The sequence below is a fragment of the Legionella stuttgartensis genome (genome assembly GCF_977063405.2).
In genome coordinates, this window is record NZ_CDRUHA020000110.1 from 152,908 (window position 1) to 179,277 (window position 26,370).

Sequence of the window (26,370 nt, forward strand, 5' to 3'; positions counted from 1 at the left end):
TTAGTGGCATCGCTGTCAAATCAGATTCACAGCCCCTTCCAAACGTGTTTTAAGTAAGAAAAGAATAGCGTTTTTCTTCTCATGAGTAAGAGAATTGGATTGTACCAAAGTCAAACAATATTCAGCGAAAGCAGCAAGTTTTTCCTGGTTTGTCTGTGTCGCCTCAGCAAGCATATGAGTTTTTCTATAATTACTCTCCAGCTCATTAGCAAGAACATCCATCATTTTTGGATCAGGATTTTTTATGTTTTCTATACCTTCGTGCTTACTAACTTCTGCAATTTTTTCTAAAAGACCACTTACTTGCTCCGATGTAACTTCGTTCGTTTGATTCGATTTCTTCGCCATGAACTTTAAGTCATTTCGGTGCGTACTTTCCCAATATTCTCTATCACCTTGAAACGCAATTACAGTCATCAGAACCCGAGAATCAATTTCTTTCTGATTAAATAATTCGCGATTAGTAATATTAAAAGTCCAATCATTTTTCAGTCGAAAAAATGGTCGATATAAAGTGGCCATTTCTTTATCAGTTACCGGATCATAGATTGTGAATGTTGTGCCCCAAAAGTTCATACTCGCCTTAGCCAATTTTGTATATCCATCTTGGCCATAAATATCAAACGTAGGGAAAAAGGCAAATAATCGTTCATCAGCTGCTCCAATAAAATTTTCAAAATTATCGTACACATCAAAATGAGCAGTAAGAGAAAGAAATTTTGAACGCGCATAAGCTAATTTGTTATCAAATGGATCAAAAAATTCATACGTTAATAACAAACTAAAGAACTTTCTATATAAAGTTCCTAGTTTTCGGGTTTTTGTTTCAATGTCATAGCTAGTGGTTAAACTGATCCAATGTTCTTTAATGTACATTTCATCTGGAATTTCCGTATTTGTCAGGGCAAAACTGGTATTAATACCTATCAATAGTGAAAACAAAATAGCGATTGCATTTTTCATATAAAACCTCATTCTAAAGCTTCCCTTTTTTTATTATTTTTATTCTTTTCTGAATGCATTGAACGCTGCCAATCCATTCATAATTCAGAACGAGGTTGATTATAGGGGAGTTCTCTTAAGAGAATATTAAATTACACTAAGCTGAATTCGATTTAAAAATAGGATTATTTTTTAACTCGAACTTATTTATTGGGAAGGGCTCCCGTATTACATTAAATACGGGATAAAGTTTATGACTTAAAAGGATAAAATTATTTTATTCGTTTTATGTCGAACTCAGGTTAATTTTGCAGGTAAACTCTTAACATCAGGATTTTTTGAATATGCATCCAAAATTTCGTTGATTAATTGTTCTACAATACTTTCTTTCAGTTCATCTTCAATTAAACCCATTTTTTCTTTCATACTATTTAATCGGGTTTCTAGTTCTTTGGCAACGGAACCATTAGGAAATAATGCAGCCAAAACACGCCTTGCTTCTGCTGGTCCAAGATGACGATATAAGTGGTTTCTCACTGTAGCATCTTCTGCTGTAGTACTAAACGCCCACAGTTCCACAGGTCCTAAGGTCAGGGTAAGCAACTGAACATTCACACCCGTTTTAGTAGCATATTGGGCTAAAAACGTTCCCCCACCTTGTCTTGGACCATGTACTCGGGTGCGCAAAGCAGTTTTTGCGGTATCGGAGAGTCCGAATATTGCAGTTGTTTTTTCGATCGCTTGTGAAGGTCCTGCATCCATGATGTAAATTGCAGTAGCGAAATCGATCATTACTGGATCAAAGTCATCAACTGATTGGGATAACAAGGCGATTTGTACCTTCCACTTACGTCCCTCACGCATATCGATAATGACTTGTTCACGCACTGCTGCAGATTTTGAAGTACGATGGAACTCGTCATAAACAATACGTTTGTGATCTTCGCGAATTTCTTGCACCCTTTCTTTATGATATTCCTTGTATTGTTCGGGTATATTATTTAGGCTTTCTTCAGTTAAATAATAATGTCTTGCCAAGACATACCGGGCCAGCATATACATAACCGCCGTCTGTCTGTCTGCGGCATCCCCACCACTTTTTGCAACCTCATCAAGATCAAGCGATACCACGCGCGCATCACCAATATCAAAGGCACTCACACGTGATAAAATAGGATATTCCCGCACTGCAGCGGAGATCATTCGTGAAAACGCATTAATTAAGGATTCGCCAGTCGGCGCCGTTATTCTTTCATACAAATCTTCAATAGAGGGCGTACGACAAATTGATGCAGCATCAGCCAATAAAGGCATCGCATAGCGTTGAGCCAACATCGCTTCATGAACAAATCCTGCTGAATAAAGCGAGTCTGTTACTTCCCACCACGTTGATTTTGAATCACGAATAAAACCAATTTCTTCTAAAATACTGTCGATAAATTCCTCAACCCCAGGTGAATAAGGTGCGGGATTATATTCATCAGCCAAACTTTTATATAATTCATCTACAACCATACCTGCAAGATCTGGCATACCATCGTAGGGTCTTTCTGCACCAAGAGGCGTAGTGAGTAGCGTAATAAAGTTAACTAAAAAAGCACGCTCAAGTGCAGTAGGATAGCGACATCCTAATTGTGTATCAAAAGGATTAATAGAATACTCAGGAGTCATCCTTAAACGATGATAAGCAACCAAATGACGTTTTGATGCGGGAAGCGCTTCTTTTAGCAGAGAGATGAGTCCACTACTTGAAGGTCCAATATCAATAATCGCAATGCGTGGTAAACGTAACAATCCACCAGACAAACATAATGCTAGATTAACCGCGTTGGATAAAACTGATTTACCAGAACCGGGACGTGCATACACCAAATCAATCCAAGTAGTTTGTTCTGTAGACCCTGGTTGAAAGGGCCAAGGCTTGCCATCAGGTGTTCTAAAAAGCAATGCACCTTTTGTCCAGGGTGAGGCAGGACGAGTAATAGGTAATATGGATACTACCGAACTTAGTGGCGCAACTGTAGGTACAGCGGTGCTATTGAGCGTAGCCCCTAACATAGTGGAAACAAAACCACCAAAAGGATCACCACAAATTTCAGAAACATCAGTTGAACCCCATCCTTCAATTGCTTTTACTAATTCAGAACTACGTTGACGCAATAATGGCATTCTGTCTTCAGGTGCCCAAGTTGTTGCAACAACTCGCAAGCGCACTATTGATTCATCCGTATTAAGCTGTATATATTTTAATAAATTCACTGAATCACTGATCAAACGATTTTGTGCCGAACTAAAAGTAAGAATCGCAGCCAACATTCCTTTAAGCTTAATCGTAGCAAGTCCCTCACTCTCAATTAAAAAAGAGATTCGCCAAGGAACATGTGAAGGTAGAATGCGGGTAAATAACTGAATAAATGGTCTTAGATCTTTAGGGAATAAATCAATATAGGTTGAGGAATAAATCTTATCACCAACCCTCACTGTGCGCAAATCCAAGGCTTCTGCATCACGAGGAAATACTTGTTTTGCTAATGATGGCCATAATAAATCAGAGGCATCTCCTTCAAAACTATTAATTTCTCTAACTGTTACCCTATCTCCAGGCAAACTGGGTCGCCAATCATCCGCTGTATAGTCAGGATCTGCAGTCATGCGAATTGCATGTATCGCATCGTGAACTTCTAGTAATTTAGCAAACACATGATGGGCATCCAGATCATTCATCACGGAACGGACATAGGCATCATGGGTATCACGTAATTCTGGGATTGCAGCATAGATAGTCTGGCTGTTTTTAAACGGTGGCGCCTTCATATCCTTGATCATCTTCATTTTAGTTTTGTTAGCAACCTTTAATTGCTCCGATGTTAAATTGAAGGGTCGTGTAAACAGCACAAAATAAACGCGTTCTTCTGCGCAATACGATGCCATGTAATTAACTCGTTCTTCAAACAAGTCTTCTAAATTCAGCTCCAGACGTTTTGCCGTGGCTGTAGCCGGTTGGTACGTATCTTGAATCAACTTCCTTATGTTTTGTTTATCATGACTGAAATAAACCTGCAGGGCATGTCCTGGACGCCCCATAGCCGCTTGAAATGAGTTGGTTAGACCTGCAACTAAATTTTCAAATTCAGCATTTCCTACAAGGGCTGATACGCCTTCAACCTTCAAAATTGATACTAAGGAGCCATCGTGATTCACCAACACCGTTGGACTATCAGCTGTTTCTAAATCAATATATGATTCTGTTGTTTGCTTGAGCGATGTACTTAGCCAGGCAAAGAAGGTATCTATTCCTTCAAAAAGAGATTCTGACCAATGCGCCATTCCGTTCCTCACATTAACTTGAAATTTCTTCTAATGCACTAGCGGCCCATTTTTCAATTTGTTTGCGAAATTTGGCCCTTGAAGGCAATAGAAGTATATCTTTAAATAATTGAGCCCTTCTCTCTTCGTCATTGACACCTGCATCAATCATTAACTGACCGAAAATTGCAGGGTCGCTCGTTCCTTCACCAAATTTTTCTTCCACGAGTTGAGAACGAAATTTGAAAGCTCGGTAAATATTTTGTGCACTGGACTTATATCCCGTATCATTGGTGATCGCACAAAATAGTACATGACATATGCTATTCAACTCAGCTTGGGTTAGCTCAGGAACATAAATTAGTGTGCCGCCACCATATCCACCCACGCCAACAGATTCAACAAAAAAGCACTGGGCACAAAAACAACAAGAGGTCACCAAGTTATCTAATTTGTTGTTCGCATAATTATTATCAATGTTTACCACTTCTTGAAATAAACGTGCTTGAAATCCACAAAACCTACACGTATATCTATCTCTTTGAAATACTTTTTGCTCGAACGACTTAAATCGTTCGTCCACCTTTCTGGCAGAATACAAACGCCATGAACCCGGCGTAGCCATTAATTTTAATTTATTTTGTTCTTGATTAACTGCCATATTCTAGGCTCACATTTATTACAATTAACTTTTTTTGGCAATTATTCGTTCAACACTCATTAAAAGATCCTCTTCCCTTGCGGGAAGAGGATCAGAAATGAATCTTACCATTATAAAAGCAACTTCTATGCTACTAGCTGCCGCTTGTATAAATTGTTCCAGTTGGGCCTGCAGTTTGACCACCACTACCGCCAAACATTGTTACTCCGGTTACCCCTAGAATAGAAGGAAGGAATAATAAGGCCGCAGCGATAAATACCAAAGCAATTGGTGTACCTATTGGAATCTGGGTGGGGTTATCTTTGTGTTGTTTAAATTTCATAATAGCACCGATTGAGAATCCCAATCCAGCCAGATAAGAACCTGCAGTGATTAATTTCGTCAAGTTTTCAAATGACCCGGTAATCGTTGATGCCATCTTCCCTACAGACATTCCGCCTGCAGAAGCCTCTGGACTTACCAAAGCCAATAAGCTTAAACAAATAAAACTGCCTAACCAATATTTGTAACTAGATTTACTAATGACTTTACTCTTCACCTTTTTCTCCCCAATTTTAAATTACTAACAATTAAATCAAATTAATATCGTGTCCTGCCTGTCACGATGTCCCATATAAAGTATTATTAATCATCTCAATTGTACCTACAATGTTAATCGCTAATATCCCTCCAAACACGTGAACTAAACCTTTTCCTGTTCCTCCCGGTGGTTGTCCTTGCGAAGCAGAGCGTGCAATCAACACCCATCCTCTTACGAAGGCAACTAAACCGATGACCTGAATAATAATTGTCAAGGGTCTTCCTACAACACTCCCGCTACCGAATAAGGTGTCAAGTGTCGTATTATTACCTCCTGTTGGAGCATACTGGAGAACATTTTGATAACCAAAAGTACTCACCATTAATGTCGAAAAAGCCGATGGAAAATAAATAAATAACGCGCCAACAAATAAATATACAATCGGTTCTTTCATACTCGTATTACTTGACATCATCGTACGAGCTTCACCATATGTCTTTAAACTATAGACTGCTTTGAACAAAAAAGCACAACCGATCAGATATGCCCCCCCTGTAATAAGACGCTCTACAGGAACTAGCGAATTTGCAATATTAGTTAATATATTAACTTGACCTGATATCCAGCAAGCTACACTTCCGCCCGTACATGTATCAGCCATACAACACCTCAACTATCTTCTTGACTAAATCTAATTACTCGCCCTGAACTCGTTAAAACCCGACCCTGCATGGAGTCAATAAGCTTAACAGTCCCATATCCTGCGATTTTTGTCCCTTCTCTTACTGTAAGTGTAGAACCATTTGTGCCAATTAGCCAAGCCCGACCAGGAATTACTGCATTTATATAATAAATTATTTGCGGTGCTACTGGTTTAATATGTACTACTCGCTTTACAGGCTTAGGTTTTGTTCGTTCTATTAATACATTAATTACTTCTGATTGTTTGGCTACCTGATTATTTAAATCACTAATCATCTGATTTAGTTTCGTAATCTGAGCATTCAATGCATTTACATTATTATTGACATTCCCCACTTGCTGGTTCATTGAGCTAACCTCGGATTGAACCGTTTGTTGACTGGCCTCAATAGATGCTACTTTTTGCTGAAGCGCTGCATTGCTTTCTTGAACCGCCGAAAGCTGGGGAGGTTGCTCTTGAACTACCGGTTGTGATTGAACAGGTTCCTGAGGAATCTCTGTCACCGGAGGAGGAGGAGTGGGTGTCACTTCTGCTACAGGAGCAGGAGTTATACTTTCCTTAGGAGGGGTGGTACTTTTAGAGAACATCCCACCGATGAATTTATACATCAACATAGCAAAAACAATAACACCTACCGCAATTAAAGCATTTCGCTTAATATTCTTTGGGGGCTCCATTCCTCCTGATCGTGCAGGAGCAGAGCTTTTGGTATCAAACTCTGAAGTATCTAATGATTCGTTCTCAAGAGAATCTAATTCTTCGAATTTATATTCATCGTTTTGATCATTATCTGCCATTTTTACCTACCATCAAATTAAATAGATTGTATATCCTGAGTAAATAAGACCCCAACAGGAGTTCCTGCAAAGACCTCAACAGTTGTAGGTGTATTAAATAATACTTGAGCTTGTTGCCCCCAAGTTTTACCAACGGTAGCTAAACCAATCACCGCATTTTCCAAAGTAGAACGACCTACACCGTTTGCAATGGTTACGTTATTACCACCACCTGTACCGCCTATGGTGACCGTAGTATTAGCAGACTGAAACGCATTACCAAAGCCCTCTAAAAATGATGAAGCAAACAATGAACCATATCTTAATAAAAAGTGATGGTTTGTTTTACTTGAAAGAGCCGTTCTTGCTGTATTTGGATCAATTGCATAAGCTGAGACCGAAATCGTTTTTGGTGCACCAGGAATTGACATTGTGTTAAATGTAATAACCATTTTGTCGGCATTGGATGGTAAATTAAAGCTACCAATTAGTTTGGATCCTTTGAGTCTTCCGGAAACAATAGTTGCTAGAATAGGCCCTGGCTCATCACTGTTTACGGAAGTATCGATTACAGCGAACAGTACATCGCCCGTTTTAATCATATTTACTTGAGTAGTTGAAGTGGTGGTGGTCTGAGTAACGGCTGCTCCCCCAGGACCAGGCCCCATTCCTGCAGCGGCAGCAGCAGCGCCTTTTTCTTCATTACCTGAAGTATAAGTCTGTGTAGGCACGTTTTTCCATTCTGCGATTAATTGATTCGCCGCCGTTAACATGTCAGAACTTTTTTGTTGAATTTTTTGTTGATATTTTTGCTCAGCCAATTGCTGATTTTGTCTGTTAATAATATCTTGCAATTGTTGATTACTCGCGGCAGACCCTGGGGTTATAACTCCCTCTGCTCCGCCTTGACCTACTGTTGGGACACCGCCAATATTAAATGTACCTTGCCCAACATCGGGAGCACCCAAGCCAGCCACTTGAAAAGCATTCACTAACTCAGAAGCACTGTAGCCAGCATTCTTTAGGTCATCAGAGGTAAACCCTGCATTCGCCAAATCTTTAGCGCCATAACCGGCTGCTTTTAATTCTGCTGCTGTGAACCCTGCATCCTTTAGGTCTTTCGCACTAAATCCTGCTGCTCGCAGCTCAGCTGCGGAAAATCCTGCATCTTTCAGATCCTTAGCGCTAAAACCCGCTGCTCTTAATTCGGCAGCGGAGAATCCTGCATCCTTCAAATCTTTGGCGCTAAAACCTGCATCTTTTAGCTCTTGGGCAGTAAAACCAGCGGCTCTTAATTGTGCGGCAGTACATCCGGCATATTGTTTTATTGATGCAGCACTGACTCCTGCTGCTCGTTCCCTCTTTAACGCCTCAACACTACAACCTGCGTTTTTGATACTATCTGGCGTAACCCCCGGTGGTAATGTAGCCCCTGCTGCATTTATTTCTCCAGCTGAATAACCCGCTTTAGCAAGTTGATCGGGTGTGAAGCCAGCACCTAAAAGATCTCCAGCAGAAAATCCTGCATCTTTTAATTCTTTTGCACTAAAACCAGCATTTTTTAAATCCGCAGCACTAAATCCTGCATCTTTTAATTCTTTCGCATTAAAGCCAGCTGCTTTTAACTGTGCGGCTGTAAATCCGGCATCCTTCAAATCCTTAGCACTGAAGCCTGCATCTTTTAAGTCTTTAGCACTAAAGCCTGCATCCTTTAATTCTTTAGCACTAAAACCTGCATCCTTTAATTCTTTAGCGCTAAAACCAGCATCTTTTAAATCTTTAGCACTAAAGCCTGCATTTTTTAGTTCAGCTGCTGTAAAACCAGCATCCTTAAGCTCTTTTGCAGTATAACCCGCATCTTTTAGTGCTTTGGCAGAGCATCCAAGTGTTTTCTTAATAGTGAGGGCACTGATCCCTGCAGCTCTTGCTTTTTTCAATGATTCCACACTGCAATCTGCAACCCGACCGGCTGCAAGAATATCTGCAGGACTCAATCCTGCATTTTGCAAGTCCTTAGGAGTAAATCCCGCCGCAAGAAGTTGCGCCGGTGTATATCCCGCATCAAGTAATGATTTAGCATCATATCCCGCATTTTTTAAAGCTTCCGCACTACAGCCATTTAATTCTTTAATGCGTTTGGCAGAAACACCGGCTGCGAAGAGTTTTTTCAGATTATCTGGGTTACAACCAGCAGCTTTGATTTGCTCATCCGTCAATGGAGTTGCTGCACTGATTTGTTGCGGGGTAAAACCAGCATTTGCTAAATCTGCATCAGTAAAACCAGCCGCTTTTAATGCTTGGGCACTACATCCAGCATACTGTCTAATAAGGGCGGCGCTAACCCCCGCAGCTCTTTCCCTTTTTAATGCATCAACATCACAACCTGCTTTTTTAACATCATTAGGAGTAATGCCGGGGGGCAATTCACCTTCAGCAGCCTTTATATCGGCCGCAGAATAACCCGCCTTAGCAAGATCATCAGGGGTAAACCCTGCATTTAATAAATCCCTCGCACTATATCCGGCTGCTTTCAATTCTTCTGGAGTAAAACCAGCTCGTTTAAGATCGGCCGCACTAAATCCTGCATCGCGCAACTCTTTAGCAGTAAAGCCAGCCGCTTTTAATTGTGCTGCACTACATCCACTGATGCGTCGAATGGCAGAAGCAGTAACTCCAGCTTTACGTAATTTAGTCAAAGCATCAACACTACAACCTGCTTTTAATACGTCCGCAGCAGTTATCCCTGGCGGTAAACCACTCGCATTGGCTATTTCCTCTGGAGAATAACCTGCCCCTTTCAATTCATCATCAGAAAAACCAGCATCTTTAAGTTCTCGTGCAGTAAAGCCCGCGTTACGTAATTCGCATGCATTAAAACCGCAGTCCCTTAAGCGTTCAGCATTATAGCCTGCATCTTTAAGCTGCCTTGCATTATAGCCTGCAGCCTTTAACTCTTTACACGGACAAACTTGATTCAAATCTTTTAAAGAATAACCATTATCTTTTAACTGGGCACAACTACACACTTCTTTCAGATCGGATAATTGAGCTCCTTGACTAATAACCTGGTTAACAACTGTTTTTGAACACCCCCCGTTTTGAAGTGCCTGCAGCCAAAGACTTTTTTGAGACCCTTCTTCATTCTCACGAGCTAATGTCGCAAACCCAACACCACTTTGCCCTCCTTGAGATCCTATAACGCCAACGCCTTCACCCAAAGCCTGGGTGCGGATAATTGTAGGAATCGCACTACCGCCACTTTGCTCTGCTTTTTGCGCCTGGTTAATATTTTGTTCTTCCTGCAATTTTGCATATTGAGCTGTTGGATTGAGTACACCCGGGATAGACTGGATGGCTCCTGGAGTATTTCCAACAGTAGCAACTGCTGAAGGACCGCTATTTATAGCTCTTAATTTTATATACCCTATCACCACAGCAATTAATAATAATGCCACTGTAAAAATGATGATCACACGCGTACGCGTGTTTGAAAAAAGCGATTTTATATTTTCTTTTCTGCCAGCCATTTATAACCCTTCTACCTTGAGCTGCATGACTTTCCCATGCCAGGAGACTAATAACACCGGGGATTTTTGCATTTCATAAGCATGCGTCCCATCTGCACTGGTCATACTTGCTAACCAGCCCGGCGACAATATAGTAAGATTCGTTCTAACATACATTCTGTCGTTAGCTAACCAAGCCCGCGCATCACCTCCAGTAATACTTAATCGTTTACTTCCGGGAGGTGGTACACCATCTAAAACATGAAGAAGCAATTCACTTGCTGAAGGCGGAATTCCTGTTTCTAGCGGCATGCTTTTAGCATTTGGCCCATAACCTTGAACACGCAAATCAACGCGATAATCAACAGCTTTTTGTCCCGGTATAAGGGTGAGCATTACGGGGGTATTTAAACCTCTCAAACGCACCGCCAAATTTCCATAATTGTATAATTTCAGTGCTTGAATCATTATCGTATTGCTTGTTTTATCCCATTGAATATTAAATGAGTTTGGATCTCCCAAATCATAAGCAGCAATTGGCCATGGAGCGCCGGATGAATCAAGAAAAACTAATGAAGAGACAAATCCTTGCGCCAAACGAATAACGGGCGGAGTGGAGCCTGGTGATAAATTCACGAATTGAGAAGTTGCAGTAGGTTTTGGTGGAGTACCTACAGGTGAAGACTTTGCATATTCCATAGTTTCATTTAATTGTTTTAAATGAACAATTTGCTCTGTATTCAATGGATAGAGACTTCGTGTCATATCCTTATATGCTTTGTTATCAATAATCTCTTCATCATTTCGAGTCACTATCTCCGGCGCATTAGGATTAGGGTTAGGATTAGAATTAGCTGCAGGATTTGGTGGCGGAGGCTTATAAATATTATTTGCTAGAGGAATAGGAATATTTGCTTCTGGATTTTGGGCTGCTTGATTTTGTCCAAGAGCTTGATTTTGCCCTGCTGTTGGATTTTGGCCTGCGAGCTGATTTTGCGCTGCTGGCTGATTTTGTGATAAACGTTGTTGCAACAAACGTAACTGCTGTAATGCCTGTTGCGCACTATCGGATTGGTCCTGCGCATAAGAAGAACCAGGAACCCCATAAGCTATTCCGGAGATCAGACAAAACCTTAAAAACCAGTTCAGCTTTTTCATTAAGACACTCCACCTGCGGCAGGTCCCACAACAAATTGCGATATACCTATTCCTCTAGGCGAATTTAAAGTAGAAACACGTGTAATTAGCATAGTAACAACATTATTTTGTTGCGTAAATTCACTGGCGCTTTGGTACGTTACCAATATAGGCATTTGTACTCGCCATGAAAAACTGCCGTTTAATACACCTTTTTGTAAGATAATGGGTGCTCGTGTTGCTACTGCCGAAACAATCAGTTTTTTAGCTTTGACTGCATCCAAGTTATTTGATTGTTGTAAAGCACTTAAAAATTGATCCCAACCTTCAGGTGTAAAAAACCCAGATGAAGCCTGTAATTCGTCTCTATAATTCACAAAATTATACGTAAATGCTGCAATAGCTGCTTGGTTTGCCCATTGCAATACTGCAGAATCGGATTGGTTAGGTTCATTTAAGGGAAAAAGTGGTGTAATACGACCGTTAATACTCGTCGCAAAATACTTGGGTGCTGGAGGATGGGTAATCATGTATACCAATAACGAAGCTAGAACTATATTGACAATAAGAGCAATTAACAATGCAAGCATTACTTTACGCTGGCTGTCTTTATAAAATTTGTTTCTTAGTGCGACAACTGTCAAGGCATCTTCAGCCATAATATCCTCTATTTATTGCTTATTGTGGTATCAATTTATCCTCACTCTCCGCTGGTGGATCAGGAGGAAGTAACGCATTTGGTGTAAAATTCGGAGCCAAAATAGGTTGCAACTGAATAGGTGGTGCTATTCCACTCGTTGCATAATAATCCCGTTCAGGCTGTGTTAAATGAATATAAACGATTAAAACTCCAAAAATGCAATTTACTATTGAAGATATAATTAAAGTGATTAATCCACGTCTATAGGAGATAACATAGAAATTTTTACTATTTTTTATCAATTCCCAAGAATCGCGACTCATTATTTCCCCTATGCTACAGCTCGTCTAAACGTAATCTCTACCCTTGCATTTATTGAATTATCACCGCCTTTAGTAAACCCAATAATAGGTTTATCACTACCTAATCCTTGTGTAAAGATAAAACGACTATCTACTCCCTGAGACCAAAGGTATTCGCTAACAACTCGCGATCTGGCTAAAGTCAACGCATGTTCTCTTTGTGGTGATACATACTTGTTGCTGTAGCTCGCTATATTAATTGCAATTTTTCGAAACTGTTTCAGGAATACAGCAATTTCATTGAGTAATGGATAAGACTTCCATTTTAAACGCGGGGTTTCTGGTTCAAACAGATAATTCGCTGGGATACTTATCATATAATCCTGGCCAATAGTAATTACTTTTACCCCTTTTTTATTTAATTTTTTAGCGAGCTTCATGATGGTGGCATCACAGGCACCAAGGACCTTACAAGGATATTTAGGCTCCTCTCTATCAAGAGCCCAATAGTCACCTTTACAGGCGGTCAACGTCAATAAGACAACCAATCCAACAGCCTGAATTAGATTAATACGTACTGATCTCACTCACTATCCTCATATTTCAAAATGACCATTTCAAAATGATTCTGACTGTAGTTCTGTTGTGTTCCATCTTTAAGAAAAGGATACAAATCATTACGTTACAATGAATTCAATAAAATAGCTATTTTTTTGAAAATTTATTTATTGCTTTACATTTTTTTGTATAAAGACAAAGCGGCTAGAATTATTTTTTCTCAACATAAAATAGCCTCAGGGCCCTGAATGCTTAAGGAATAAAGTTTGTGTTAAGGCGTCTGAAACGCTTTTAGCCAGGAATCAACATGGCTTGAGAAGGACCTAGGATTGATGAAGCAGAGTAAATCAAACAATTGATGGTGTAGTTTACTCTTCTTCGCCTTTTTTACTCGCTTTTTCACGTTCTGTTGCGATTTTTTCTGACAAGGATTTAACCAGGTCGGTTAACTCATCGGGAGCGATGAAATCTCTCTCCTCAGGCGGATAACTGGTAGCCAATTGAAAATCTTTAATCAATTCATTCGCTACTGTGCCTGCATATTTATCTTTAGCTCCAGCTAGACGTTCAATGTTCATCATCTGGTTACGTGTTTCATTAATGGGTAATAAGGACTCTGAGAATGCAGCTTTATCACTAACCAACACTGGAGGCGCACCTTCATTTTCTCGTAGAGGACTAAATATTGTTAACGCACCTTCGACTTCTTCCTCAATCAGATCTTCGACAGGTTCAGGTTCATTATGACCATGGAATGCAATTAAGGCGGAGACACCTCGCTCTATCGGCTCCTCTATGGGAGACTCACGTAACAACTTAGAAATAAGCGTAATTTCTTCACTTTCTGCAGTTTTGTTAATTGATAAATCGCCGCTTTCCAATATGGCCTGAAATGAAGTCAATTGCTTTTGTAACTTCATTAAATAATCGTCTGGTGGCGCTTCGACTTTTAAAAACTGGTTTAATTTCAACTTCTTAACAGGTTTCGGGTTCGCATAAAACATGCGGGCACGAACAATTTTTGACTTGAAGAATATATGTGCCTCACCTTCTGTTTGTTCTTTTAAATCCAAAAGGTCAACACGAGCTCTCTTTTCAAAAGAAGAACTTTTACTGTCCATATAGGTATTCGCAATGCTGGTATCTTTAGCCTGGAATGAATCCACTTTAGTTACATAGGCTTCACCTGCTGTTTTAGTGAAGAAATCCCATGTTTCGGTAGGATCTTCTAATTTCATACAAATTTTAATGTTCGTATTTGCACCAATGGATGCCGCTTCTTCTTTAGAGGCTTTTTGGAATGCAGGTAAATCTTGCCCTGCAAAAATTGCAGAGAATCCAAGAGAACGCGCTTGCGCAGGAACCACTGCAAATCCCTGAACGGCATAATATCCATACTCATCCAAAATGCACATATAAGGTGTAGGTGCATTCGTTGGCTTTCTCAAGATCACATCTCGATAATCCCCTTCAACGTCCTCTCCTAAACCTGCAGCCATCATTGCTTTTAATGAAGAAACAATAATCTTACCAAGGTTAGACAACTCATCGGGAGATTTTTCTAAAGCAGGCAATAACACAACGAGAATCCTTCGGTTCAATACCACGTCTTTAAAATCTACCTCCGCCAAGTTCGTACGAACAATATGTCCATATGTATCAGCCAAGGATGAAAACGCTCTGACCAGCTGCATGGTAATAAAACCGTGTTGTTCCAAAACCTGTGATACTTGCTTTCCTTTTTTCTCTTTATTGTAACCTGGCAAGGTACCTAAGTAGTTACGTAAAGGGTCTGTAACCAGTTTTGGAATTTGTTCAATATTCACACTTTCTTGATTATCACGTGGGAAGATTTTATCAACAACGATGGTTTCTAACCGGGTTAAATCAAAATAGTTACGGATGGTATCAGCATCCAAAAGGATGGCCCCCTCATCACGCATATAGACTAGAAGACGCATCAATGCCTCAACGAAAGCGATCGCACGACCTTTCCACATGTCTCCATCTCCGCCTCCTTTTGAGTCACCCATCAAACTCACTACAAGCTGGGTTAACATACTGGAAGAACCTTGAGAAAACGGATTAAAGGTATTGGACAGTCTTCTTTCTTGAGGACCAATAATGTCGCGTGCACCAGTCATAAAGTTAATTAGAAGCAAATCGTCTTCACGCCCCATGCTTCTGACCATGGAAAAAACTTTAGCATAGAGTGAGTTATCACCTTTACCGTCTACATAAATAAAACCACTGCCTTGGACCAAAGCATTGAAAGCAAGCGAAACCAAACATTCTGTTTTACCACTACCGGTTGAGCCGAAAATTAATGCATGGGTACGCATATCATCATTAGCAAACCATAATTCATGCCCTGTTTTTCGATCATTACCGAAAAAAGCGATGCCACGAGCCATATTAGGCTTGTTAACACCTGGCTTCATATCGTTGTAATCTTTTACTCTAGAAATTAGAGGAAGACGGAAAGGGAGTTTTTGTTTCCGAGTATAACTGTAAAGAAAACTTCCAGCACCTACAAGCATTAAGAATGTTGCAGCCTCGGAGAAATAATAAGACATTGCTGCTAAAGTAAACAGTATAATCGAAATATTAGTTGGATCAGCGAAGAAATCAGCTAATCTCTGCGTCAAAGTTCGCGTATCCCTAAGTAAGAGTGTGGGATCTAACTCATGACGTGATTCAATACCTCGCATCATGGCTCTAACTCCTGCATTTGTCGGGGTGTTAACTTAACTTCTTTTATGGCAATCTCCAAAGCTTTAATCGCCTCATCTATCATTGGCACCAAAGAACGCCGTCCCATTTCTTTTTCTGCTTTCCAGTGAGCATATGCGCCCGCAACTTCTGAAAAAGGTGTTTGTCTCCCAACACAATTGAGCATATACCATAAACGTCTATCAACAGGCCTTAACCATAAAAATTCAGCGCTCGGAACAACACCATCATCCCGGGCTTTTTCCAGTAATGAAGCCATTACACTTAAAGTATAGGCGTGTTTTGAAACAACTTCCTGTATAATTTCCGTGTTTTTATATTTTTCTATGGTTGGTCTAGCAACTGAATAGTCAAGCTTTCCTGTCACATAAGATTTATCTAACGTAGCTAAAATATTATTTGCGGCGTCTCTATCCCGATTAATACGAGCAAGGAAAACAGCAGCCAACGCGTAAGCCTGTGGTGAACAATGCTCAAAACCGTCCCAGTAAGGGCCTAATTGCAGGGTAAAAACTCGTTTCGCATCTCCTCTTCGAATCCCTGCTGTCATCTCCTGCCCCGGTACAGGATTGTCTAATAATACATCTTCCTTTTTTAATAAATTGTATTTACGCGCAAACTCCATTGGAGTTAGAGCCATAGCCCAAGGACCTTGATTTATATCTTGGTCTACCAAATTTTCTTTAACTATAGGCATAATTGCAGGCCAGTTAAATTGCTCTTGCTCACGTAATTTCTTCATATCATAAATTTTGCGAAACTTTAGAGTAATATTTGACTGATACAAAAGAACTGCCAGGACAAGAAGAACAAGAACCACGGGGTAACGCATGAAGTCACCAACAGCACGTGTTGTATCTAGCAGCTGTTCCCAATTTACTGCATTGGGATCTATTGTTTGCATGATTTGAATCAAACTTGCTAGTTGCTCACTATGAACAAAAAGATTAACCAATTTTGCTTGCAAAATATTAATTTGGAAAACAACCATCACAATATACTGATGTCCCATTTTCCATATAAGAAACCCAGTAATAAACAACAGCACCATGACCCATATTGGACCCATGCCACTATCTTGACCTTGTTGTTGCGGTTGTTGTGCCATTAATGATTACTTCAAAAATAATTTGTTTGCTTTAAGTATATACTGCCCTAAGATAATTTTGCGAGAGATTCGCAAGTATATCTATGCTTTTATACAACGTTAAAACAGGATCACTGTTCTTTAGTCAAACGACCACGTGAATATTTATATACACCACTTATATGAACAAAACGGGTAATATTTTCTACGTCTAAAGATCTATCTTTTAACGTTAATAAGGGGTTACCTAATCTATCATATAAAATTTTATCAGGAGAGAGAGGAATAATATCTGTTTTATTAATGTAAATCGCTACATAAGCCTCATTCTGTTTATTCTCTTTTGACTTAATTACAGCTGTTACCTGCTCTTCATTAGTGTAGATTGGACGAGAAATCATTTGCCGCGGCAAATTGGTGATTATCCGTTCCCAAGACTGTAGATTGGATCCATCCGAAGAATATAAAGAAACAAAAACTTCCTGCTGACCACTTCGTAAAGCAAGACGATTTGCTAAATGAGCATCAGAGCGAATTTGCGCTTGGCTGCGCGCATTAATTTTTTTGGCAAAATTCTCGCGTATTCCAACTAAGCGATTACCAATTGACCGCAGAAAATTTGACTTATCCCAAGGTCCATTTTGAATCGCATAATCCAATGCTTTAAGAATCGCGTCATTATGCTCTTCGGTGAACGTTTCTTTTTTCATAACATCAAATGTAACCTTTTAACAATGAAACACTCTGCATAAATCAATGCAATATTAAGGAGTATAACAGTAATTTCGATTATATAAAAAAGATAAAATTCACAAAGAGACGTGTAAGCTCTTTGTGAATAGTACAAAAAAAGATTTAAATTTACTTGGAGTTACTATTAACTCATTCCTAAGCGAGACCCACTTTCATTTTCGACTTCTTCTTGGGCTACATCTTGTTGCTTAGTTTCTTGAAGTTGTTGCTTAGTTTCATGGAATAGTGGTGTTGTTTGCTTAGCTTCTTTGGCTTGCAGAGATTGCAACGCTTCAGGGCCTTTAGTTACTACATTGTTTACATCATCTAGTTTATTTATTGCCTCGTCAAGAAAATCCAAGCCATCTTTACCCGTTGCTAAAGCCACTGCTCTCATTTTTAGAACAGTATCTTTTAATTTAGTAATTTCCTTAACAGCATCTGTAGCAGCTGGCTCGTCGCTTTGTCCATGTTCTCCGTGAGCAAAAAAACCTTTCATAACTCCCATCGCATCACCCCTAAAACATATAAATCTTTAATAGATTTAGTGTATCAAAAAATATCGTAAATGTATGCAAAATCATCAGTGCTTTCGATTTCTTTACAATTCATTTCACAAAAGGCAACTAGTCGTACATCAACTCATCTAAAGGGGTATAATCACGACTCGGTCCACCTTGAATCAATTCGTTTAACACATCAGTCATACATAACAAACGTAGTACATTAGGTGTTACTTCATCAAAAATCACTCTGAGTCCTAACAAAGCACCTTCTGCCTCGTCAAATGTTGCTCCTAATCCATACCCAAGACACAGAGAGCACAATTGATCCGCTCGTTTGGCAATAGCGGGTAACAACCCGGTATCTACAAAAACTTCATCGTAACTCACAAATCGATCATTAAGATAAAATTTTGCATTTAAACTTGCCGCAATAACTGACATGCATTTACTAATATCTCGTTCCATCTTATCGCCACCACGGTTTAGAAGATTTAAGCGATCCAGCTAAAACGCTTCTTATCCACCTTAAAAAAACAGGGACTGTAAAACCGTAATGCTCAATAATGCCAAAAAACACTGCAGAGATTAAAACCAAAATCCCTGTCCAGATCCTAATGTGCATTAAAAATAAAAAAATAGGGAATGCAGCTCGAGCATCAACTATAAAAAATCGAGCACTTCGAGCGGAATCTCTCCAATGTGCAGTTTCAGCAAATCCTGCCATATTCAAGCCTCAAAATAATAGCCTCTTTTAAAAAGTATATACCTAAATAGAGGCTTTAGCACCTTGGTTGTTCGTAAAATTTATAATATTTTTACCACAATTCGTATATATAAAGAATACTATAAATTACAGGCTTAACATTCAAAATAGGCCCCTCTACAAGGAGAGGGGCTAAGATTACGGATGACAATTTTTATACGAATGACAGTTTAATTAATTATTTTTATCCATTGGGGAATATCCTTTGGAAAATGAGGGCCCTAAGATATTGCTCAGGACATTTTTCATTTCTAATTCCTCAGATGGTTTTTTTGCAGAGGGCACTAATTGAGGCGCAGCCAATTCTTTTTCAACCTCCTCTGTTTCCTGCGAGACGTCCTCAGTACGGATATTGTTTTGTCCAACAGCCAGTTTCCCTAACATTTTAGAAGTACTGTATTGACTCATCTGAATTCCTTCTATCACACCATAACTAATAAATTAGCATAAACAACTTAAGGAATTATTAACACAATTATATTTTTTATAAAAAATACTATTGAGTAGTACGTCTATTTTACGTTATGTTAAAACAACCTATAAAAAAATAGGTTCACTTGTCATTTATGGATAAATGCAATTGCTTAACTGACCTCAAACGTCAGAGCGATTGAGAAACAATAGGGTCTAAGCAATGGGACTCTAGAAAAGGAGGAAATATGGCTAAAGGTGAAGTTAAATGGTTTAATAATGCCAAAGGTTGGGGGTTTATTATTCCAGAAAATGGTGGCGATGATATTTTTGTTCATTTCTCGTCAATTCATGGTACAGGGTACAAAACATTAGTTCCCGGACAAACAGTCAATTACGATGTAGAACAGGGTGATAAAGGTCTGCATGCAGCTAATGTAATTGTGCTTAATGAAAGTGCTGATACTGTAATGGCTTAATTAAGTTAACGCAGTATCTTGCTGGTGCTGCGTCCATTAGCTAAGAGCACGAGTTAATTTGATACAAGTACTGAATTAAAAACTGTCTTCATGTATGATGACCTTATTCTATTTAAGGTTAACAATTAGTTGATGAAGCATGGTTTATTACTCATAAATCTTGGCACGCCAAAGAGTGCAGATACATCATCTGTCAGGAGCTATTTACGCGAATTTCTTACTGATGAGCGCGTTATCGATCTTCCTGGTTTGCTCCGCTATGTCCTGGTTTATGCATTTATTTTACCTTTCCGTTCAAAACGTTCTGCCCATGCTTATCAATCCATATGGACTGAGCAAGGTTCGCCTCTACTCTTTCATAGCCAAAACTTAATAAACCAATTACAAAAAGAAGTGGGTTCAGAACACATTATTGCTCTTGGCATGCGTTATGGAGAACCATCTATTGCAACCGCTTTAAATCAGTTAAAACATTGTGAGTCCATTACTATTCTGCCTTTATACCCACAATATTCATCAGCGGCTAGTGGCTCATCCATTGCTGAAGCCATGCGAATTATGCGCTGCTGGGATCTCATTCCATCAATCACAATCATCCGTGATTTTTTTCAACATCCAGCGTACCTAAAAGCACAAGCTCAAATCATTAAAGCGTATCTAGAAGAGCATTCCCATGTTCTTTTTAGCTATCATGGGATTCCTGAACGCCAAATTACTAAAAGCACCTGTAAGACAATTTGCACTGAAGCCTGCCCTTCTTTAATAGATAATACTCAGGGTTGTTATAGAGCTCAATGTTATGAAAGCAGTCGCTTATTGGCACAAGAACTGGGCTTATCTCCCAATAGCTTCAGTACAGCGTTCCAATCAAGACTGGGTAAAACACCCTGGGTAAAACCCTATACGGATCAGATTCTCTCTGAATTGATTGATCGAGGCATTAAAAAACTGATTATAGTTTGCCCTTCTTTTGTTGCCGACTGTTTGGAAACACTTGAAGAAATAGGAATCCGTCTCAAACAACAATGGATAACACTTGGTGGTAACGAATTAATTATCGTGCCTTGTATGAATGCCGACCCTTTATGGATAAAAGCCATAATTACCATGGCGCATTTGCAATCTGATTCTCAACCTAGGAGCATCTCGTGAAGCCCCAGTTAATCATTGCCAAAGTATTGAGTACCCTCGTTTCTAAATTCAAGATTATTGGATTATCGAGCATTCTGCTTATCGGTTTAGGAGTGTACTATACATTCTATTATCATGCGGCAAAGTCTCCAGCCTCATCGCCTAAGATAGTAGAGACAGTTACTATAACGCCTTCAACAATTGAAAAAAAGATAAAGCTTATAGGCACCATACGCCCTAAACATGCTACGGTTCTTATTGCCAAAGGATCTGGAATGCTTGACACCCTCATGAGTTCAGGACAAGTAGTCCAAAAGGGTGACTTAATTGCTAAAATAACAAATCCGGACATTGAAAGAAGCTATCAACTCTCTAAAGAAACAGAACGATTGGAAAACACTCAATATCAACGCCTTAAAAATTTGCAAAAAACAGGGTTTGTTAGTGCACGTGAAGTGGAAGAGAAAAAAAGAATCTGGATAGACTCACAAAAAGAAAAAGCCAAAACCAAAATTGAATTAAAAAATATGCGTTTTTATGCTCCATTTGATGGCGTTATTGGTGCATTTAAAATTAAAGAAGGGGCACAAGTAACTGAAGGCGCGGCGGTAGTTACCATCTACGATCCGGATTCATTAACCGTTGAAATTGATATTCCCTGTACGAATAATCATTCGATCGAAGAAAACCAGCCAATTTATATATTAGGCAAACTTTATCATTTAAATCATGTACAAAAAATGATCGATGATGAAACCCATATGTGCCCAGCAGATGTCGATATTCAATGCACTCATTGCTTAGTAGGAGCTAGTGTATCCAGCCAACTCGTAGTGAATAAAAAAACAGGGACTTTAGTTATTCCTACTCAAGCTTTATTTCTCAAACAAGGGAAAACTCATGTTTATAAGGTCGTTGATAAAAAGATAGAACTTATAGCAGTCAAAACAGGGATACAAGAGCAAGATAATGTAGAAATTATTTCAGGATTAAAATCTGGAGATCAAATAGTAAGTAAGAGCCCTGAGCGATTATATCCAGGACTGGAAGTCTTAATTTATAAAGGTTAGCCATCCGCTTATGAAATTTACAAGCTATTTTTTAAAACATCCTGTGATTGCAATTATTCTTAATTGCATGGTTCTGCTCTTGGGAATACTGTGTTTTAACTCGTTACCTTTAAGAGAATATCCCAATATCAGTTTTCCAGTCATTACGATTAATACCAATTATCCCAATGCCAGCCCTGAATTAGTCGAATCAGTTGTGACTAATGTACTTGAGGACCAGCTTGCTGGGGTAGAAGGATTGGAACTGATGACTTCACGTTCTAACCCAGGAAACTCATATATTACCTTAAGATTTCGTCCAGGAACCTCCATGGACAAAGCTCTGAATGCTGCACATGAGGCAGCACGGTTAGCTCAACTTCCATCAACAGCGAAGGCACCCGTTATCGAGCGTCAGCGCCAAGCTGATGGCTTACCTTTTATAGGCATTGCCCTGGAGTCCTCTTCTTTAAATTTTGGAGAGCTTACTCATTATGCCAATTTGAATCTAAAAAATACTCTTCGTAGCTTGAAAGGGGTTGCTTCCGTCGATGTATGGGGGCAACCCTTCACTTATACTGTTCAATTAGATCAAAAAAAATTATATACATTTGGAATTAATGTTGATGAAATTGCCAATGCAATTGCTAATAACCATTTATCACTACCTGCAGGTAGTTATCAAGATAAGATTCCTACTACACTTGATTTTGAATTAAAAACCCCAGAAGACTATGAAAATCTAGTAATCAAAACTCAAAATCATCATCCAATTTTTCTTAAGTCATTAGCAAAAATTCAATTAACCACCGACAATAGCCAATTTCGAGTTAAGGTCAACGGTCATTCAGGATTAGTACTCGCCATTAATCGCGCTAATGATGCAAATCCTATAGAGGTTTCACAAAGCGTCCGTAAAGAACTCAATATCTTGAAAAAAAGCTTACCTGATGATATCAAGACTAAAATCATAATTGATCAATCCGAATTTATTAAAGCATCCCTCAAAAACATTCAATCGTCGATTCTTGAATCCATTTTCTTAGTCTTAGTCATCATTTTCATCTTTTTGCGAAATATACGCGCTACCATTATTCCTTTAATTGCAATTCCAATTTCCCTTTTAGGCTCTTTATTATTTTTGAAAATTGCAGGCTTTAGTATCAATCAAATGACGCTTCTTGCGATGGTACTGGCTGTTGGTTTAGTTGTAGATGACGCCATTATTGTTCTTGAGAATATATGGCGTCACATCGAAGAAAATTTATCGCCCATGGATGCCGCACTTAAAGGTTCAAAACAAATAGGCTTTGCCATCGTCGCTATGACATTAACATTAACTAGTGTTTATGCACCTATTGCTTTGATTGATGGCATGATCGGTCAATTATTCATTGAATTTGCCGTCGCCCTTGCAGGAAGTGTATTCATCTCAGGAATGGTAGCCTTGACTCTTTCGCCTTTGATGTGTGCTACATTCCTGCATAAAAATACGAAACACTTATGGCCAGTGATTGATAGATCACTAAGTCGCCTTGCTCAGTATTACTATAAATTACTGGATATCCTTATCTATAGAAAAAAAACAACGCTTTTCATCCTATTTCTCTCATTGAGTCTAAGTCTGCTCCTTTACAAAATAATGCCTGGCGAAACAGCCCCCAAAGAAGATCGCGGTTTGATAGGAATTTATACTCCACCTCTATCTGGTGATAGCTTAGATACTCTAGAAGCCAATACAAAACTCATGCAGAAGTCCGTAGGTACCGTGCCGGAAGCGAAAAATACATTAACATTTTTAGGAAATTGGGGCAGTAGCATTGTTATGCCTTTAAAACCTCATCAACAAAGAACTCGTTCTGCAGAACAAATTGTTAATTCATTAAAGCCTAAAGCAGAGCGACTACCGTCAGTCGATGCTTCGGTCTGGAGCTGGGACTCAGGATTACCTGGAGTGGATGATGCACGCAATAACTCAGAATTAGAACTGGTTATTTCCACCACCGAAAATTTTCGACAATTATTTGAGGCAACAGAACATTTGAAAAAAACACTGGATCAAAGCAAAAAATTTGCCTCTACGCGCTATGATTTACGCCTTGATTCGATGGGATACTCCGTAAATATAGATAAAAACGCCTTAGCTCAATTAGGATTGACCCCCGCACAATTGGCTAAAACCATAGAGGTTTTTTTCAGTAGTGATAAGTCATTATCATTTCAAAAAGATGGGGTATCTTACAATCTAACCTTGAAAGGATCATCCAAACCCTGGACTCTAGATGAACTTTATCTTACAGCTCCCTCTGGAAAACGCATTTCCCTGGGTTCAGTCGCTCAAATGAAACGACGAGCACAACCCACTGCATTAGAACATGTCAACCAAATGCGTTCTACAACCTTATATGCCCAATTGCCTGAAAAACAATCCTTTAAAAAAGGAATGAATGCGCTCTTGGCGCTAGCGAAAGAAAATCTTCCCAACCAGTACAAATTAAGTTGGAGTGGTGCTGCTAAAGCATATAATGAATCGTCGCACACCATGGTTTTGTTATTTGCTTTAGCGATACTCTTTATTTATGCCATTCTCGCAGCGCAATTTGAGAACTTTGTTTATCCACTCATCATTCTATTCACCGTGCCCTTAGCTTGTTTTGGCGCCTTACTGTTCGCTTACTTATTTGGTCAATCCCTAAATATTTTTACCCAAGTCGGTTTAGTCACCTTAATTGGACTAATCAGTAAACATGGTATTTTGATTGTAGAATTTGCGAATCAATTGCAAAAGGAAGGATTTTCATTAGCCGATGCGATAAAAAAATCGTGCTCATTAAGGCTGCGCCCTATTCTCATGACTACAGGTGCAATGGTTTTTGGTGCCATACCGTTGGTACTTTCACATGATGCTGGAGCTGAAGCCAGGCATGCAATAGGTACAGTACTTATTGGAGGCTTATGCATTGGTACATTATTTACTTTATTTGTGCTTCCTGCCGTCTACTTTATGATTTCACAAATTATAAAAAAACCTGCGAAACAATAAGAAAATTAAACCCTGCCCCTAGAACATTTGGACACTCTCAATAACATTCTTGTTCAATATTTAGTCTAAAATTAAAAAAAGAGAGTATGGACTTATGCAAATGACTCAGACGCCTTTGGAGTTGGAGATATTAAAAACGGAACGGTTAAGAACGACAATCTTAGCCTTCTTTTTTTTTGGTTTATCTCTGATGTGGATCCTATTTATTTCTTACGCACCTCAACAATTTTATCAATATTACGGTAAAACATCGGTCATAATCTTTCCAGGTTATTTAGCGGCCATAGGGATATATTTTCTATTGATGCATCAAATTATTTGTCAATATATGCGCTATAAGAAAAATATTCCCACTCTTCTACGGTATTTTTTCGCTTTTATCGAAATGAGTATTCCAACATTGGCTCTTATAATCATTGCCAACTTTCAAAGATCAGCTTATGTTCTGGTAATGCCTCCCGTTTTAATTTATTTCATTTTTATTTTTCTGACTTCACTGACATTAAATGTATGGCTGTGTTTTTTTGCAGGATTAATCGCAGCACTTCAATATTTGGGCCTATCCTATTATTTTTTGCATTATACCGATATTTCAGGCATCGTTTACTATTTAACAGGATGGTTTTCCTATGCTGCTCGGGGAGCATTATTGTTAATTGGAGGTATAGTTACAGGATTTGTGACGTCTCAAATGAAAAAACAATTTAATACCGCTTTTGAAGCCCAACAAGAACGTAATAAAATCGAACATATTTTTGGTATGCACGTTTCTCCTGAAGTTGTATCCAAATTATTATCAAAAAATTCGAATGCAAGTGAATATATACCTGTTTGTATTATGTTTTTGGACATAAGAAATTTTACGCGTTTTGCCGAAGATGCTGACCCATCTATCGTTGTTCAGCATCTTAATAAACTATTTAAATATATGGTTGAAATCATTCATGAAAATAAGGGAATTATAAATAAATTTTTAGGTGATGGTTTTATGGCAATATTTGGCGCCCCCATCTCCAGTGGAAATGATGTAGAACATGCAGTGAATGCGGCTTTACAGATTATTAAACGTACTGAAGAGGAAATAAAAAAGGGTAATATTCCTGATTTTAAATTAGGAATAGGAGTACATTATGGCAATGCGATAACAGGTACTATTGGTGCAAAAAGTCGTCTTGAATATACGGTTATGGGTGATGTGGTGAATTCAGCGGCTCATATTGAACAGTCCAATAAAACGTACAATACAAACCTACTTATCTCTGAAGAGGCCTACAACAAAGTTTCTAATATTAAGGCTGAATTGGTAGGCGATGTTATGCTTAAACATCGGGATCATCCTATTAAGTTGTACAAATTAATTTAATCTTCTTTGATAGTTGGATAAA

At 38.9% G+C, this 26,370-nt stretch carries 23 protein-coding genes; 5 read left to right on the plus strand and 18 right to left on the minus strand.

What is annotated here, in order from left to right:
- Positions 1-15: 15 nt before the first annotated feature.
- From ACWTEW_RS36785 to ACWTEW_RS36870, 18 genes are all read right to left on the minus strand, one after another.
- Positions 16-963, minus strand: coding sequence for an LURP-one-related/scramblase family protein (locus ACWTEW_RS36785; protein ID WP_454782943.1), 948 nt, complete (start codon positions 961-963; stop codon positions 16-18).
- Positions 964-1,239: 276 nt separating this feature from the next.
- Entirely contained in the window at positions 1,240-4,269 is a 3,030-nt protein-coding gene (locus ACWTEW_RS36790) for a type IV secretion protein IcmB (protein WP_454782944.1), read from the minus strand.
- Between the two features lie 13 nt (positions 4,270-4,282).
- Positions 4,283-4,909 carry a type IVB secretion system protein IcmJDotN gene (icmJ, locus tag ACWTEW_RS36795; RefSeq protein ID WP_454782945.1) on the minus strand — a complete coding sequence of 209 codons (627 nt, stop codon included), beginning with the start codon at positions 4,907-4,909 and terminating at the stop codon, positions 4,283-4,285.
- A 133-nt stretch (positions 4,910-5,042) separates the two neighbouring features.
- Positions 5,043-5,447 carry a type IV secretion protein IcmD gene (locus ACWTEW_RS36800; RefSeq protein WP_454782946.1) on the minus strand — a complete coding sequence of 135 codons (405 nt, stop codon included), beginning with the start codon at positions 5,445-5,447 and terminating at the stop codon, positions 5,043-5,045.
- Between the two features lie 61 nt (positions 5,448-5,508).
- On the minus strand, positions 5,509-6,090 hold the full coding sequence (locus tag ACWTEW_RS36805; RefSeq protein WP_454782947.1) for a type IV secretion protein IcmC: 582 nt from the start codon (positions 6,088-6,090) through the stop codon (positions 5,509-5,511).
- An 8-nt stretch (positions 6,091-6,098) separates the two neighbouring features.
- On the minus strand, positions 6,099-6,929 hold the full coding sequence (gene icmG, locus ACWTEW_RS36810) for a type IVB secretion system protein IcmG/DotF (protein WP_454782948.1): 831 nt from the start codon (positions 6,927-6,929) through the stop codon (positions 6,099-6,101).
- A gap of 17 nt (positions 6,930-6,946) precedes the next feature.
- Positions 6,947-10,435 carry a type IVB secretion system protein DotG/IcmE gene (gene dotG, locus ACWTEW_RS36815; protein WP_454782949.1) on the minus strand — a complete coding sequence of 1,163 codons (3,489 nt, stop codon included), beginning with the start codon at positions 10,433-10,435 and terminating at the stop codon, positions 6,947-6,949.
- Positions 10,436-11,572 (minus strand): DotH/IcmK family type IV secretion protein, encoded by a 1,137-nt coding sequence (locus ACWTEW_RS36820; protein WP_454782950.1) that lies wholly within the window; start codon positions 11,570-11,572, stop codon positions 10,436-10,438.
- Complete coding sequence (locus ACWTEW_RS36825; protein WP_058466659.1) at positions 11,572-12,210, minus strand: type IVB secretion system apparatus protein IcmL/DotI; 639 nt, start codon at positions 12,208-12,210, stop codon at positions 11,572-11,574. The genes ACWTEW_RS36820 and ACWTEW_RS36825 overlap by 1 nt, the downstream gene beginning before the upstream one ends.
- A 19-nt stretch (positions 12,211-12,229) precedes the next feature.
- Positions 12,230-12,514, minus strand: a complete 285-nt coding sequence (gene icmM / locus ACWTEW_RS36830) for a type IVB secretion system protein IcmM/DotJ (protein WP_454782951.1) — start codon at positions 12,512-12,514, stop codon at positions 12,230-12,232.
- Positions 12,515-12,522: 8 nt separating this feature from the next.
- The gene (gene icmN / locus ACWTEW_RS36835; RefSeq protein ID WP_454782952.1) at positions 12,523-13,080 is read right to left on the minus strand and encodes a type IVB secretion system protein IcmN/DotK; all 558 of its coding nucleotides are present in this window, start codon (positions 13,078-13,080) and stop codon (positions 12,523-12,525) included.
- A 339-nt stretch (positions 13,081-13,419) separates the two neighbouring features.
- Positions 13,420-15,765: a TraM recognition domain-containing protein gene (locus tag ACWTEW_RS36840; RefSeq protein WP_454782953.1), complete on the minus strand. Its 2,346-nt coding sequence runs from the start codon at positions 15,763-15,765 to the stop codon at positions 13,420-13,422.
- On the minus strand, positions 15,762-16,892 hold the full coding sequence (gene icmP, locus ACWTEW_RS36845) for a type IVB secretion system coupling complex protein DotM/IcmP (RefSeq protein ID WP_454782954.1): 1,131 nt from the start codon (positions 16,890-16,892) through the stop codon (positions 15,762-15,764). The genes ACWTEW_RS36840 and icmP overlap by 4 nt, the downstream gene beginning before the upstream one ends.
- Positions 16,893-17,002: 110 nt before the next feature.
- Positions 17,003-17,581 (minus strand): Dot/Icm secretion system protein IcmQ, encoded by a 579-nt coding sequence (gene icmQ, locus ACWTEW_RS36850; protein WP_454782955.1) that lies wholly within the window; start codon positions 17,579-17,581, stop codon positions 17,003-17,005.
- Positions 17,582-17,748: 167 nt separating this feature from the next.
- Positions 17,749-18,111 (minus strand): hypothetical protein, encoded by a 363-nt coding sequence (locus tag ACWTEW_RS36855; RefSeq protein WP_454782956.1) that lies wholly within the window; start codon positions 18,109-18,111, stop codon positions 17,749-17,751.
- A gap of 118 nt (positions 18,112-18,229) precedes the next feature.
- Positions 18,230-18,574, minus strand: a complete 345-nt coding sequence (locus tag ACWTEW_RS36860; protein WP_182391556.1) for a type IV secretion IcmS family protein — start codon at positions 18,572-18,574, stop codon at positions 18,230-18,232.
- Position 18,575: 1 nt separating this feature from the next.
- Complete coding sequence (gene icmT, locus ACWTEW_RS36865) at positions 18,576-18,833, minus strand: IcmT/TraK family protein (protein ID WP_454782957.1); 258 nt, start codon at positions 18,831-18,833, stop codon at positions 18,576-18,578.
- Positions 18,834-19,046: 213 nt separating this feature from the next.
- Positions 19,047-19,280, minus strand: a complete 234-nt coding sequence (locus ACWTEW_RS36870; protein ID WP_454782958.1) for a hypothetical protein — start codon at positions 19,278-19,280, stop codon at positions 19,047-19,049.
- A gap of 251 nt (positions 19,281-19,531) precedes the next feature.
- Between ACWTEW_RS36870 and ACWTEW_RS36875 the strand changes: the two genes are divergently transcribed.
- From ACWTEW_RS36875 to ACWTEW_RS36895, 5 genes are all read left to right on the plus strand, one after another.
- Positions 19,532-19,762 carry a cold-shock protein gene (locus ACWTEW_RS36875; protein WP_454782959.1) on the plus strand — a complete coding sequence of 77 codons (231 nt, stop codon included), beginning with the start codon at positions 19,532-19,534 and terminating at the stop codon, positions 19,760-19,762.
- 132 nt (positions 19,763-19,894) lie between these two features.
- Complete coding sequence (gene hemH, locus ACWTEW_RS36880) at positions 19,895-20,914, plus strand: ferrochelatase (protein ID WP_454782960.1); 1,020 nt, start codon at positions 19,895-19,897, stop codon at positions 20,912-20,914.
- A complete protein-coding gene (locus ACWTEW_RS36885; RefSeq protein ID WP_454782961.1) occupies positions 20,911-21,963 on the plus strand; it encodes an efflux RND transporter periplasmic adaptor subunit in 1,053 nt (350 codons plus the stop codon). Before hemH ends, ACWTEW_RS36885 begins: the two co-directional genes overlap by 4 nt.
- A 10-nt stretch (positions 21,964-21,973) precedes the next feature.
- A complete protein-coding gene (locus tag ACWTEW_RS36890; RefSeq protein WP_454782962.1) occupies positions 21,974-24,985 on the plus strand; it encodes an efflux RND transporter permease subunit in 3,012 nt (1,003 codons plus the stop codon).
- A 100-nt stretch (positions 24,986-25,085) separates the two neighbouring features.
- On the plus strand, positions 25,086-26,348 hold the full coding sequence (locus tag ACWTEW_RS36895) for an adenylate/guanylate cyclase domain-containing protein (RefSeq protein ID WP_454782963.1): 1,263 nt from the start codon (positions 25,086-25,088) through the stop codon (positions 26,346-26,348).
- Positions 26,349-26,370: the final 22 nt, after the last annotated feature.